The sequence below is a fragment of the Streptomyces melanosporofaciens genome, assembly GCF_900105695.1.
Taxonomy (GTDB): Bacteria; Actinomycetota; Actinomycetes; order Streptomycetales; family Streptomycetaceae; genus Streptomyces; species Streptomyces antimycoticus.
Genome location: NZ_FNST01000002.1, coordinates 3,032,180 through 3,044,898 on the forward strand (window position 1 = coordinate 3,032,180; position 12,719 = coordinate 3,044,898).

A 12,719-nucleotide genomic window follows, 5' to 3' on the forward strand; every position below is an offset into this window, starting at 1 on the left:
GACTGCCCGGCGAGGACCGCCCTGGAATCGCTCCGCGAGACGGTGACGCGACGGGCCGACGCCGCTCCGCCGCCCGGGCCGGGCACCTCTACGGCACCCAGTAGTTGTGGCTGACCACCAGCATCGACTGGAGTTGCACCCCGGCCGCGTAGGCGCGGGCCGGATCGGGCGGGGAGCCGCACATCCGCGCCCACAGCGCGTCCAGCCAACGCTGCGCGGCCCCGCCCTCCCCCTCGCCCCCGTCGTCATCCCTCCCGCCCTCCGTCATCGCGGCGACCGCGAAGGGCGCGAAGAAGGCGGACGAGCCCGGGTCCCCGTAGGCCGTGCCGTCGAGCCGGTATCCGCTCCGGATGCGCCCGGGGTCACCGCCCGTCGCCGCCCTCGCCCAGCGGCTGAGCCCGCGCGCGGCGGCCCGGGTCCGTGCGTCGCCGCTGATCACCGCGTCGGCGCCGAGCCGCCAGGGGACGCGGCAGGCGTTCCAGTGGTAGTCGCCGTCATGCGGGCTCTCCAGCACCTTCCCCGGCGCGGGCCTCGGAGCGCCGGACGTGGTGTCCACGACGAAGTCGGGGAGCAGCCCGGTGGCCGGGGCATGGCGGGTGCGCAGCGCACCGGCCAGCGACAGCTGCGCGTCCAGCACCTCGTCCCACCGCGGATCGCCGGTCGCCGTCCGGAACGCCCGGAGGTGGTCCGGCATCCAGTCCGACGTCCGGGAGACCTCGTCGAAACGGCCCGAGGACCAGTCGCCCAGCTTGGTCAGCCGGGTGCCGGGGTGCACCTCGCGCTCCATGACGGCGTCGATCCGCCGCAGGGCGAGCGCCTTGTAGTCGCCGTGGCCGCCGCCCCACTGCCGGTCCGCGAGCAGCAGTCCGTACGCGATGTCGAGGTCGCCGTCGGTCGCGGAGTCCCGTCCCCCGACGTCCCGGCCACCGGCGTCCTGCTGGGCGGCGTGCAGCTCGGGGTGGTTGACGGAGGGGTGGGCCAGCACATGGCGGAGGATGCCGTCGAAGAGGGCGTGGGCATCGGGGTCGGCGCCCGCCGTCAGCGCGGTGATCACCAGTCCGTAGCCCTGGGCCTCGGCGACGAAGGGGTGGGCCGCGTCGGGTGTGAACACCGCGCACCGGCCCCGGCCGCCCACCTCATCGCCCGAGCGGAGGAAGAACGCCTTCCACCTTCGGTAGTACTCCAGGACCTGCCGGTCGGCCGCCGCCGGGTCGCCGGAGAGCCGGAGCGTGCCGGGGGCGTGGGGGACGGAGTGGGCGCCGAAGGGGACCCCGGCCGTCTCGCGCCCCATCATCGGATCCGGTGCCGCCGGGACCTTCGCACCAGCCGCACCAGCCCGAGGACGATGTCGATCACCAGCACCACCACACCGATGACCAGCAGATAGCCCAGCCCGTGCACCACCCAGCCGATGAGACCGAGCACGATGGCCACGATCACCAGGAACAGGAAGAGCGCCACGGCCGACACCTCTCCTCGCGCGTCAAGCGTCCTCGACCATCAGCGGCGTGCGAGCTGCCGCCCGCCGCCCGGACCCGACTGGTACGTCTTCCCGTAGTGCTGGAAGATCGCCCCCTCCTGCTCCGCGGGCAGCACATCGTCGATGCCGAGCGAGGGGGCCTTCTTCACCAGCGACCGTGTGTAGGAGACCTTCACATAGCCCGGCCCTACCACCGCGTCGTCCACCGGGACGAACACCAGCCGGTGGCGGGTGGGCAGTCCGGTGCGGACCGTGGCCATGGCGGGCTCGTCGGTGGCGGTGGCCACGTAGATCGCCTCGAGCACCCCGATCTTGCGGCCCTGCTCATCGACCACATCCTGGTCACGCCACTCACGGATATCGGCTGGCTGGATCATGACGTATCACCCTCTGACCTCTGCTCCTCCAGCCTGCCTCCGCTCACCGTGGCTCGCCAGGCCACCCATCCACCAGGGGTAACGGGAGTGTTCGAAACAGCATGAATTGATCAGGTGTGCCGGAATCCCGATGGGGTACTCGCGGCGTCGAGGAGGTTGGTAAATATGGTTCCCCTGCTTGTCGTTCTTCTTCTCGCACTGCTTCTCTTCGGCGCCGGATTCGCCTTGAAGGCTCTGTGGTGGATCGCGGTCATCGTGCTCGCCGTCTGGCTGATCGGCTTCGTCGCCCGGCCGACGGTCGGCGGGCGACGTGGGCGGTGGTACCGCTGGTAGCCCGAAGACCGTGCGGATAAACCCGACACGGCGCAGACCGAAGGGGCCCGGCCGGAGAAATCTCCGGCCGGGCCCCTTCGGTCTGCGTTCCTGTGTTCTGCCGTAAAGGCCCTTGTTTTGTTGTAAAGGCCAGTGCGGCGGTGAGCGGAATTCGCTACGCGTAGTACGCGACAGGCATTACGTGCCCCGTCGGCGGGCATGACGTGCCTAGTCGTCGGCGAGCATTCCGCGCCGCAGCCGGCCCAGCGCGCGGCTGAGCAGCCGGGAGACATGCATCTGGGAGACGCCGAGTTCGGCGCCGATCTCCGACTGGGTCAGCTCCTCGCCGAACCGCAGCTGCAGAATGCGGCGGTCCCGCTCACCGAGCTCTTCCACCAGCGGCTTGAGCGCGTGCAGATTCTCCACGGTCTCCATGGCCGGGTCGACATCGCCGAACCGGTCCGCGTACGTGGTCACCCGCGTTGCCCCGCTCTCCTGCTCCGCGGGCGCGTCCAGCGAGGTGGTGAGATAGCCGTTGCTGGCCACCAGTCCGTCGACGACCTCGTCCTCGCTCAGCTGCAGATACTCCGCGAGCTCGGCCGTGGTGGGCGACCGGTCCAGCCGCTGGAACAGCTCCTCGTTCGCCTTGGCGAGGTCGATCCGCAACTCCTGCAGGCGGCGGGGAACATGCACCGCCCAGCTGGTGTCGCGGAAGAATCGCTTGATCTCGCCGACGATGTACGGAACGGCGAAGGTGGTGAACTCGACCTCGCGGCTCAGGTCGAACCGGTCGATCGCCTTGATCAGCCCGATGGTGCCGACCTGGACGATGTCCTCCATCTCCACCGAGCGGTTGTGGAACCGCCGGGCGGCGTACCGGACCAGCGACAGGTTGAGCTCGATGAGGGTGTTCCGCACGTACTGGTACTCATGCGTCCCCTCCTCCAGCTCCGTCAGCCGGTCCAGGAACGTCTTGGTCAGCGCCCGCGCGTCCTTGGGCGCCACCTTTGCCGGATCGTCCACCGTGGGCAGATCGGACGTTCCGGCGTTCTCCATTCCATTCAGTGCAATGTCACGTACCTGAACACCATGTGCTTGCTCAGCTCCGGCTGCCGTCAGTGTCGACATTGTCACGGGTGCCGTGTCGTTCACCGTCGCACTCCCTGTATCGGCTGCATGCATAGGCTGATTGGGGTCCCGTCTACCCACCCTTCATGCCCCCATGCCTACTTCCCGCGGGCGGATCGCGGACCGGCGAGCACCACCAGCCCCCCGACGAGGGCCAACGCCATGAGAACGGCCCCGAAGACGGTCGCCCCCGTCGTCAGCCCCGCCGCGTCGCTGAGGTAACCCGCCGTTACCGGCAGCACGCCCGCGGGCACATAGCCCCCGACGTTGAGCGCCGCGTTGGCCTCCGCCAGACGGCTCGCCGGAACACTGGAGTTGAGCAGCGACAGCCCGCCGAGCTGCCCCATCCCCTGGCCCGCCCCGGCCAGCAGCGCGGCGGCGACGAGCAGCGGTACGGAGGAGGCTCGGACGGCGGCGATGAGCGCCCCCATGCCGATCGTCGTACTGACGGCACCGGCGATGAGGATCGTCCGCCGGTCCAGCCGCTGGACCGCGAACTGCGCACCGGTCGCGGTGAGGAACATCACGAAGGCCATGGCCCCTGCGGCCACCGGGCTGGTGGTGTCCAGCAGCCCCGAGAGCAGCGACGGCCCGAGGGACAGCACGAAGGAGGTGGCGGTGATGCCGGGCGCGAAGACGGCGATACCCATGAGAAGTTGCCCTCCGCTCCCCCGCGGCACCCCGGGCATCCGCACCCACGCCCCCTTCGCGGGCGCGACGGGACGCCGTACCGGCATCCGCACCACCGCCACGACCGCCGCCGCCAGCAGCACCGCCTCCAGGACGAACACCCCCTTGCCCAGCACCCCGGCGAGCAACGGCCCCAGCCCGGCCCCGCACACCATCGCGCACGAGGCCAGCAGCGCCGCCAGCCGTCGTCGCCCCGGCCCGGCCACATCGGTCACCGCCGCCATCCCGGCGGAGACGACGGCGCCCACCGCGATCCCGCTGAACAGCCGCGCCACGATCAGCGCCGCCACGGCCGACGCGCTCGCGAAGATCGCGCAGGCCGCCATCGCGAGCCCGAGCGCGGGCAGCAGCACGGGCTTCCGCCCCACCCGGTCCGACACCACGCCCGAGACCAGCAGCGAACCGAGCAGTCCGACGATGTAGCAGGCGAAGATCACCGTCAGGGTGCCCTTGGAGAACCCGATCTCCCGCTGCCACCGCACATACAGCGGCGTCGCCGCGTTCGAGAGGACGAACACGGCGGTGACCGGCCATGCGGCCGTCCACACCCACCGGGTCGCGGCCGCCCCCTCCTCCTTCTCGCCATGCGCCTCCCGCGCATCCGGCACCGCCACGGTTCGACTCCCCGTCACGACAGCTCCTCCCGACGACCTCAGTACGACTTAAGTCGAACTTAGCATGCAGTACGATCGGACTCGTACAGCGAGCCGCGCGACGAGGACCCCACCGATGACCACCCGGACCACTCGAGCCACCCATACGGCGCCATCAGCCCAAAGCGCCCGCCCCGCCATCAAGGCGCTCCCCGAACCCCCCGACCTCCCGCCCCCGCTCCCGGAGCCGGCCGTGGAGGAGATCCGCCTGGAAACGGTCCTGGGCGCGCTGAGTGACCCCCTCCGCCTCCGCATCGTGCGCAAACTCCTCCTCGAATCGGAGCGGTTCGATCACACCTGCGGCTGGTTCGGGCTGGACCGCCCCAAGTCCTCGCTCACCCACCACTTCAAGGCTCTTCGCGAGGCCGGCATCACCCGTCAGCGCCAATACGGCCTGGAGCGCCGCAGCCACGTCCGGATCGCCGACCTCGATGCCCGCTTCCCCGGTCTCCTGGACCTCGTGGCCGACTGGACCCCGGCGGAGGGCTGACGGCGGGCGTTAGCCGGACGTTAGCGAATCGGCAGCGGTCGTTAAGAGAACGCCAGCGGCGGCCGACACCATGGATGGTGCGTGAGCAGGAACCGCACCATCCAGAAGCCCATGGGGGTCGTCATGTCGCACCACATTCTCAACCGCCGAGTCCGCAAGGCCGGTGTGGCCGCGCTGATCGCCGCCGCCTCGGCCGTCGCCCTCACCGCCTGCGGGAGCAACGACTCGTCGTCCGACGCCAAGGGGAACTCCTCCTCCCACGCGTCGTCCTCCGCGAAGTCGTCGCAGTCGGACGCCTCGATCCACAACCAGGCGGGCCAGTCGGGCAAGCAGGCAACGGCCCTGGGCTCGGGGTCCGACAAGGCGCAGGCGACCGCCGAATGCCAGCCGGGGACGCTGCGGGCGACCCTGGACTCGGCCGGTACCTCCCAGGCGGGGATGAACCACCGGGGTACCTTCCTGCGGGTGAAGAACACCGGCGACGAGACCTGCGTGATCAGCGGCTACGCCGGGTTGGCCCTGGAGGGCGCCGGACACACCGCCATCAAGACCACCGCCCGCCACGGCAGCACCTACTTCGCCACCGACCCGGGCTCCCACCCGATCACCCTCGGACCGGGCAAGAGCGCCTGGGCCGACCTGGTGTGGACCACCACCGGCGCCTCGACCGCCCACGCGAAGTACCTGCAGATCTCCCCGACGGGCAGCAACTCCCACAGCACCGTCGCCTTCGGCGAGGACCTCGACAACGGCACCCTGTCGCTGACGGCCTGGTCCTCCAGGCCCCCCATCAACAGCTGACGACACGGCAGACGACATGACGAACCCCAGCTCGGACCCGGTTCCGAGCTGGGGTTCCGTGTGCCCCGGCCACCCGCGCGGCGCCGTCAGGTCACCAGACCCCGGCGGTAGGCGTAGACGACCGCCTGGACGCGGTCGCGGAGGCCGAGCTTGGCGAGGATGCGGGATACGAAGGTCTTGACGGTCTCCTGGCTGATCACGAGGGTCCCGGCGATTTCGCTGTTGGAGAGGCCGTTCGCGATGAGGCGGAGGACTTCCAGTTCGCGAGGGGTCAGCGGGATGTCGCGCGGGGGGCCCTCGGCGGGCCGGATGCGGGCGGCGTACGTGCCCACGAGCTGCCGCGTCACCTCGGGGTCCAGCAGTGCCGCCCCGGTGGCCACGGTCCGGATGCCATGGAGCAGTTGGGACGGCGGCGCGTCCTTGAGCAGAAACCCGCTCGCCCCCGCGCGCAGCGCCTCGTAGACGTACTCGTCCAGGTTGAACGTGGTCACCACGAGCACCTTGACGGGATGCGGCACCCCGGCACCGGCCAGCAGCCGGGTGGCCTCAATGCCGTCGAGCACCGGCATGCGCACGTCCATCACCACGACCTCCGGGCGCAGCCGGCCGACGAGCTCGACCGCGGTCTGACCGTCCCCGCACTCGCCCACCACGTCGAGGTCGGGCTGAGCGTCGATGATCGTCACCAGCCCGGTGCGGACCAGCACCTGGTCGTCACAGACCAGGACCCGGATCGGCTCGGTCATGACGGGCTCCTCGCGGGTATCCGTGCCCGCACGACGAAGCCGCCGCCCGTCCGCACGCCCGCGCTGAAGTCGCCGCCCAGGACGTCGACCCGTTCGCGCAGCCCGGCCAGGCCCCGCCCGCTCCCGCCGGGCGACCCGGCCCGTGAGCCGGAACCGTCCGTGCTGACCTCCACGGTGATCTCCCTTGCGCCGTGGTGCACCTGGACCGAGGTGTGGCTGCCGTGAGCGTACTTGAGGGCATTCGTCAGGGCCTCCTGCACCACCCGGTAGGCGACGAAGTCGGCGCTGCCGGTCGACTCCGCCGGCGTGCCCTCCTCGGTGAACTCCACCGGCTGCCCGGCCCGCCGGGTCTGCTCCACAAGCGTGCGAAGCCTGCCGACGGCCGGTGTCCTGGTCTCGGTGCCGTAGTCGGGGTTGAGCAGATCGAGCAGGTGCCGCAGATCGGTGATGGCCCGTCGGCCGGTGTCGGTGACGGCGGTCAGGGCCTGGTCGAGCCGGTCGGGCGCGGCCGTCAGATAGCGTGCCGCCTCGGCCTGTACGACCATCGCGGTCACATGGTGGGTCACGACGTCGTGGAGCTCGCGGGCGATGCGGGTGCGTTCGGCGGTGCGGGTGTGCTCGGCGACCCGGCGGCGGCGTTCGGCCTCCGCGACCCGGGTGGAGCGCAGCCACGACCCCATGCCCCACGGGAGGGCCAGCGCCAGGTAGTACATCAGGAACTCACCCGGCGATTCGGCGCCCGAACCGAGCCGGTAGAGCGCGACCGCCAGCGGCACATACGCCGCCGAGAAGAGGAGCGCGGTGGCGCGCCGGTGCCGCTCCAGATGCGACCCCACGCTCAGCAGCGCGACGGGCACCGCGGTGCCCGCGAACGAGTGGTAGCCGCGGAGCTGGTCGACGGCGAAGCCGACCGACACCAGGGCGAGACAGACGATCGGCCACCGCCGCCGCACCGCGAGCGGAAGGCATTGGAGGGCGATTGCCACCACGGCCAGCACATCGAAGGGGCGGGCCGGCAGACCGCCGAGCTGCGTCCCGTGGTTGTGGAACGCCGGTACGAGCGACCCGGCGAGGATCAGCAGCCCGAGCGGCAGATCCCGGACCGTGACGTCGAACCGGCGCCACAGCTCCGGCACCCGCCGAACAGCCATCACCGGCACCGGTCTCATCATCGACTCCTTCGTCCCTCCACAGCCAAAACGCCGCGGACGGAGGAAACGCTACGCAGGGAGATCTCCAACGCGGGCCCTACGCGCGGTCGGCGGCCTGTGAGGTGACGCGCTCTATCGCCCGGACGGCGACATCGGGCTGGTCGACGTAGATGTAGTGCTCGCTGTTCTTGGCGGTGCTCAGCCTGCTGCGGCTGGAGACCGCGAGCCACTTGCGCTGGCCATTGGTCCACGCCCGCTCCAGGCCCGGCCCGTAGTCGGGAACCGCCGCGAGGTACTGCTTCCCGTGATGGATCACCTCCACCGGGATGTCCCCGGCCGAACGGACCTTCCCGTCCGGCACCGTGAGCATCTCCGGCTCCCCGCCATGAAGGATCGCGAGGGTCTGATCACGCAATTCGACCGCCGGGCCGGTCGCGGACTCGGGGATCCCCTTGTTGAGATCCGCGGTCTGCGTCGGCGAGGTGGCGTCCATCAAGACCAGCCCCTTGACCCTGTCCTGATGGTCGGGGGCATACCGGGCGGCGATCAGCCCGCCCAGCGAATGCCCCGCCAGCACGACCGGACGGTCACCGGCGACACGATCGAGCACGGCGGTCAGAACCTTCCCCGTGCTCTTGAGGGTCTGAGGCCCCTCGGGCTTGTCACTGGACCCTTCGCCGAAGCGGTCATAGGCGCAGACCCGATTCTTCTCACTCAGGGTCTTCTGAATACCGACCACCTTCTCCAGCCCATCGCCACCCCCGGCCAAAAGCACGACGACCGGCCGGTCGTCCGCCGACGTACCCGCACACGACACATTCACCAACCGCCCGCCGACCTCGATCTTCTTGGTGCCGGTGAGCAAGCCCTCGTCAGCCGCCTTCTCCGGAGCAGCAGCGGACCTCCCGCCGGCGGACGCGTCCGCATCCGCCTTCGTGGAGTCCTCACAGCCGACAAGCCCCACACCTGCCACGGCACACGACAGCGCGATCACAGCCGACAGCCGACCATTGCGGACCATGTTTGCTCCCCAGTAAGAGAATTGACGCCGAAAAGGCTGCATTTCCGTGGCGGTCGCGCAATGCGCCGCCATATCCGCAGCCGAACCGCCGCGGCGACCTCGAACGCTACGGATCCGGCCCCCCGGAATCGTCACCACACGGTGGACACCTACGCGTAGCTCGCACGGGGGACAGCCCCCACAAGGCCCGGCAGGAGCCGGGTCACGGCATCTGCGCCAAACAAAAAAGGCCCAGGTCACAGAGAAGGTGACCTGGGCCTCAAGTGAGCCGCCTAAGGGAATCGAACCCTTGACCTACGCATTACGAGTGCGTCGCTCTGGCCGACTGAGCTAAGGCGGCATGCCGCGGAGCCAGATTGGCAGCAGCAGCGTCGCCAAGTCTACACAGTTTCGAGGGGTGCTCCGTACGGGGCCGGGTGCGGCCCGGGCGGGGCCGGGGCTGGTCAGCGGCAGCGGGTGTGGGGGGCCGGTGGGCGGCCGGTGAGGAGGTAGGTGTTGATCGCGTTGTCGATGCAGCTGCTGCCGCGGCCGTAGGCCGTATGGCCGTCGCCGTCGTAGGTGAGGAGGGTGGCGGAGGAGAGCTGGGCGGCCAGGGCGCGGGCCCAGGGGTAGGGGGTGGCGGGGTCGCGGGTGGTGCCGACGACGACGATGGGGGCGGAGCCCTTGGCGTGCAGGGCGTGCGGGGTGCCGGTCGGGCGGACGGGCCAGTAGGCGCAGTTCAGGGCCGCCCAGGCGAGGGCGCCGCCGAAGACGGGGGATGCCTCCTGGAAGGCGGGGAGGGACTTCTTGACCTCGGCGGGGGTGCGGAAGGCGGGTGGGAGGTCGAGGCAGTTGACGGCGGGGTTGGCGTACATGAGGTTGGCGTACGAGCCGTCGGTGTCGCGCTCGTAGTAGAGGTCGGCCAGGCTGAGCAGACCGGCGCCGTGGCCGCGCATCGCGGAGCGGAGGGCGGTGCGCAGCTGGGGCCAGGCGGTCTCGTCGTACATGGCGGAGATCACGCCCATGGTGGCGAGGGGCTCGCCCAGGGCCCGGGACTCGCCGGTGGGCACCGGGTGGGAGTCGAGCCGGGTGAAGAAGGCGCTGAGCCGGTCGCGGGCGGCGGCCACGGATCCGGTGCCGAGCGGGCAGCCGGTGCGGCGCACGCAGTCCCCGGCGAAGGCCGTGAAGGCGGTTTCGAAACCGGCGGTCTGGTCGCGGTTGATGCGCCGGGAGGACAGCGTCGGGTCGAGGGCGCCGTCGAGGACGAGACGGCCCACGCGGTGCGGGTAGAGATCGGCGTAGGTGGCGCCGAGGAAGGTGCCGTAGGAGGCGCCGACGTAATGGAGCTTCCGGTCGCCCAGCGCGGCGCGCAGCACATCCATGTCGCGGGCCGCCTCGACCGTCGAGACATGGCGGAGGATCCGGCCGGAGCGGGCCTCACAGCCGTGCGCGAACTTCTTGTAGGCGGCGACGAGACGACCGGTCTCGCCGCGGCCGTCGGGCGTCTGGTCGGTCTGGGTGAAGGCGTCCATCTGCTTGTTGCTCAGACAGGTGACGGGCTCGCTGTCGGCCACACCGCGCGGGTCCATCGCCACCATGTCGTAGCGGGCGCGCACCCGGGTCGGGTAGCCCACGGCCGCGAAGCTCTGCAGATAGCCGACCGCGGAGCCGCCGGGGCCGCCGGGGTTCACCAGAAGCGAACCGAGGGAGCGGCCGGGGCCCGTCGCCTTCTTACGGGAGACGGCGAGGCTCAGATCCCGGCCGGAGCCGGGTCTCGTGTAGTCGAGCGGGGCCTTGAGCGTGGCGCATTCGAAGTCCGCGCCGCCGCAGGGGCGCCAGCTCAGCGACTGCTCGTAGTACGGCCTGAGGGCGGCGGGGACGGCCTTCTTCGGCATCGACGCGGCGGGCGGCGCGGAGGCGTCCGCGGAGCAGCCGGAGGACAGCAGGGCGGCGGAGGCGAGGGCGGCGCCGAGGGTCCGGAGCGGGCGGCTGCTGTGCGGGGCGTTCATGGGCTGATCCCTCGGTTCGCGCGGTCGAGTCGCGGGATCGCACCGGTCGGATCATCCGGATCACGTCGAGCAAGGTGATCCGGGTGGCCAGGGTGGCCAGGGTGATCACCCGGATCCTGTAGATCGGGTCCTGGACATCGAGCCCTGGAGATACGGCCGGTTTGCCCCCTTACGGAGGGTATCCGCCCGGACACGCTTCATGCGCCCGACAGCGAACCCGTACGGGTGACTCAGCCGGCCCGCAGCGCCATGGTCATCGCCTCGACCGCCAGCAGGGGCGCCACATTGCTGTCCAGCGCCTGACGGCACGCCGTGATCGCCTCGATCCGGCGCAGCGTCCGCTCGGGCTTCGAGCCCGAGGCGATCCGCTCCAGCGCGTCCCGTACGTCGGTGTTGGCGAGCGCGACCTGGGAGCCGAGCTGGAGGGCCAGCACATCGCGGTAGAACGCGATCAGATCGGTGAGCGCGAGGTCGAGAGTGTCGCGCTGGGTGCGGGTGGCACGGCGCTTCTGGCGGTCCTGGAGATCCTTCATCGCCCCGGCCGTGCCGCGCGGCAGCCGCCCGCCCGTACCGGCGGCGGCGCCCAGGGCGGCGCGCAGCTCCTCGGTCTCCTTGACGTCGACCTCCTCCGCCACCTGCTTGGCGTCCTCGGCCGCCGCGTCGATCAGCTCCTGGGCCGCCTTGAGGCAGCCGCCCACGTCGTCGACGCGCAGCGGGAGCTTCAGGACGGCGGCGCGGCGGGCGCGGGCCCGCTCGTCGGTGGCCAGTCGGCGGGCGCGGTCGATATGGCCCTGGGTGGCGCGGGCGGCGGAGGCGGCGAGCTCGGGGTCGATGCCGTCGCGCCGGACGAGGAGGTCCGCGACGGCCTCCACCGGAGGAGTGCGGAGGGTGAGGAGGCGGCAGCGGGAGCGGATCGTGGGCAGCACATCCTCCAGCGAGGGCGTGCACAGCAGCCATACGGTGCGCGGCGCGGGCTCCTCGACGGCCTTGAGGAGAACATTGCCCGCGCCCTCGGTAAGGCGGTCGGCGTCCTCCATGACGATCACCTGCCACCGGCCGCCGGCGGGCGACAGCTGGGCACGGCGGACGAGTTCCCGGGTCTCCTTGACGCCGATGGTGAGCATGTCCGTACGGACCACCTCCACATCGGCGTGGGTGCCGACGAGGGCGGTGTGACAGCCGTCGCAGAAGCCGCAGCCGGGGGCGCCGCCGAGCGCCCGGTCCGGGCTGACGCACTGCAGCGCGGCGGCGAAGGCGCGGGCCGCGGTGGCCCGGCCGGAGCCGGGCGGGCCGGTGAACAGCCAGGCGTGGGTCATCTTGGACGACGCCATGGGCTCCGCGGCCGGGGTCGCCTCGCCCGCCGCCGTGACCAGGGCGTCCGCATCCCGCGCGGCCGCCGTCAGCTGGGCCGCTACTCGGTCCTGCCCGACCAGGTCGTCCCACACCGCCATGGCTGCCTCCGCCGTTCGTGCTTACGGCATCCCATTGTGGGCCACCCCACCGACAGCCGAGCACGCCGTCGGCGGGGCACCCGGCTGGGCGGGCCGTCAGCGGGTCTCCGTCGGTCGGCCTCCGTCAGGGGCCTTCCGTCACGGGGGGCTGGTGGGCGCCTGCCGTCAGCGGCCACTCGCCAGCGTCCCTGCCGTCAGCGCCCCAACGTGTCACCGTGCCTCGGCGGCCCTGTCCGTGACCTCCTCGCCGAGATTCGCCTCGGCGTCGCGCTGGAGCTTCCGCAGCACCCGCGCGGAGATCTCCTGCGCGGTGTAGCGCTTGCCGTCGACGTCACCGGTGACGGGGTTCGGCCACCGATCCTCGCCCACATGGCCATCGGCGTCCTGCCGTCAGGAGGCCCGGTCAAGGGCCCCCACGTCGCCGACCTGCC

The 12,719-nt window shown here is 71.3% G+C and carries 13 protein-coding genes, 1 tRNA gene and 1 pseudogene; 3 read left to right on the forward strand and 12 right to left on the reverse strand.

Annotated elements, in window-relative coordinates:
- Positions 1-88: 88 nt before the first annotated feature.
- The 3 genes from BLV72_RS15405 to BLV72_RS15415 are packed head-to-tail and all read right to left on the reverse strand — an operon-like array spanning position 89 to position 1,857.
- Positions 89-1,291 carry a glycosyl hydrolase family 8 gene (locus BLV72_RS15405; RefSeq protein ID WP_244320776.1) on the reverse strand — a complete coding sequence of 401 codons (1,203 nt, stop codon included), beginning with the start codon at positions 1,289-1,291 and terminating at the stop codon, positions 89-91.
- Positions 1,291-1,461, reverse strand: coding sequence for a hypothetical protein (locus BLV72_RS47910; protein ID WP_167746360.1), 171 nt, complete (start codon positions 1,459-1,461; stop codon positions 1,291-1,293). The genes BLV72_RS15405 and BLV72_RS47910 overlap by 1 nt, the downstream gene beginning before the upstream one ends.
- Before the next feature lie 39 nt (positions 1,462-1,500).
- The gene (locus BLV72_RS15415) at positions 1,501-1,857 is read right to left on the reverse strand and encodes a PRC-barrel domain-containing protein (RefSeq protein ID WP_093462909.1); all 357 of its coding nucleotides are present in this window, start codon (positions 1,855-1,857) and stop codon (positions 1,501-1,503) included.
- A gap of 165 nt (positions 1,858-2,022) precedes the next feature.
- On the opposite strand from BLV72_RS15415, the gene BLV72_RS15420 reads away from it, so the two are divergent.
- Positions 2,023-2,190 carry a hydrophobic protein gene (locus BLV72_RS15420; protein WP_078642219.1) on the forward strand — a complete coding sequence of 56 codons (168 nt, stop codon included), beginning with the start codon at positions 2,023-2,025 and terminating at the stop codon, positions 2,188-2,190.
- Between the two features lie 207 nt (positions 2,191-2,397).
- Here BLV72_RS15420 and BLV72_RS15425 read toward each other — a convergent pair whose 3' ends face one another.
- Entirely contained in the window at positions 2,398-3,225 is an 828-nt protein-coding gene (locus BLV72_RS15425) for an RNA polymerase sigma factor SigF (RefSeq protein ID WP_208905632.1), read from the reverse strand.
- Between the two features lie 170 nt (positions 3,226-3,395).
- A complete protein-coding gene (locus tag BLV72_RS15430) occupies positions 3,396-4,595 on the reverse strand; it encodes an MFS transporter (RefSeq protein ID WP_093470359.1) in 1,200 nt (399 codons plus the stop codon).
- Positions 4,596-4,716: 121 nt separating this feature from the next.
- Between BLV72_RS15430 and BLV72_RS15435 the strand changes: the two genes are divergently transcribed.
- Together BLV72_RS15435 and BLV72_RS15440 are read left to right on the forward strand one after the other, a co-directional pair.
- On the forward strand, positions 4,717-5,130 hold the full coding sequence (locus tag BLV72_RS15435; RefSeq protein ID WP_244320777.1) for an ArsR/SmtB family transcription factor: 414 nt from the start codon (positions 4,717-4,719) through the stop codon (positions 5,128-5,130).
- An 81-nt stretch (positions 5,131-5,211) separates the two neighbouring features.
- Entirely contained in the window at positions 5,212-5,931 is a 720-nt protein-coding gene (locus BLV72_RS15440) for a DUF4232 domain-containing protein (RefSeq protein WP_244320778.1), read from the forward strand.
- 86 nt (positions 5,932-6,017) lie between these two features.
- Here the strand turns inward: BLV72_RS15440 and BLV72_RS15445 are convergent, their stop codons facing one another.
- The 7 genes and pseudogenes from BLV72_RS15445 to BLV72_RS46610 form a co-directional block, all read right to left on the reverse strand.
- The gene (locus BLV72_RS15445; RefSeq protein ID WP_093462910.1) at positions 6,018-6,677 is read right to left on the reverse strand and encodes a response regulator; all 660 of its coding nucleotides are present in this window, start codon (positions 6,675-6,677) and stop codon (positions 6,018-6,020) included.
- Positions 6,674-7,846 carry a sensor histidine kinase gene (locus BLV72_RS15450; RefSeq protein WP_425288376.1) on the reverse strand — a complete coding sequence of 391 codons (1,173 nt, stop codon included), beginning with the start codon at positions 7,844-7,846 and terminating at the stop codon, positions 6,674-6,676. The genes BLV72_RS15445 and BLV72_RS15450 overlap by 4 nt, the downstream gene beginning before the upstream one ends.
- Positions 7,847-7,925: 79 nt before the next feature.
- Positions 7,926-8,849, reverse strand: a complete 924-nt coding sequence (locus tag BLV72_RS15455; protein WP_093462912.1) for an alpha/beta fold hydrolase — start codon at positions 8,847-8,849, stop codon at positions 7,926-7,928.
- Positions 8,850-9,115: 266 nt separating this feature from the next.
- Positions 9,116-9,189 (reverse strand) — tRNA-Thr (locus BLV72_RS15460).
- A gap of 103 nt (positions 9,190-9,292) precedes the next feature.
- The gene (locus BLV72_RS15465) at positions 9,293-10,837 is read right to left on the reverse strand and encodes an alpha/beta hydrolase (protein ID WP_093462913.1); all 1,545 of its coding nucleotides are present in this window, start codon (positions 10,835-10,837) and stop codon (positions 9,293-9,295) included.
- Positions 10,838-11,067: 230 nt separating this feature from the next.
- Positions 11,068-12,288 carry a DNA polymerase III subunit delta' gene (locus BLV72_RS15470; protein ID WP_093462915.1) on the reverse strand — a complete coding sequence of 407 codons (1,221 nt, stop codon included), beginning with the start codon at positions 12,286-12,288 and terminating at the stop codon, positions 11,068-11,070.
- A gap of 231 nt (positions 12,289-12,519) precedes the next feature.
- Positions 12,520-12,660: pseudogene (locus tag BLV72_RS46610) on the reverse strand (Hsp70 family protein); the annotation flags it as partial.
- Positions 12,661-12,719: the final 59 nt, after the last annotated feature.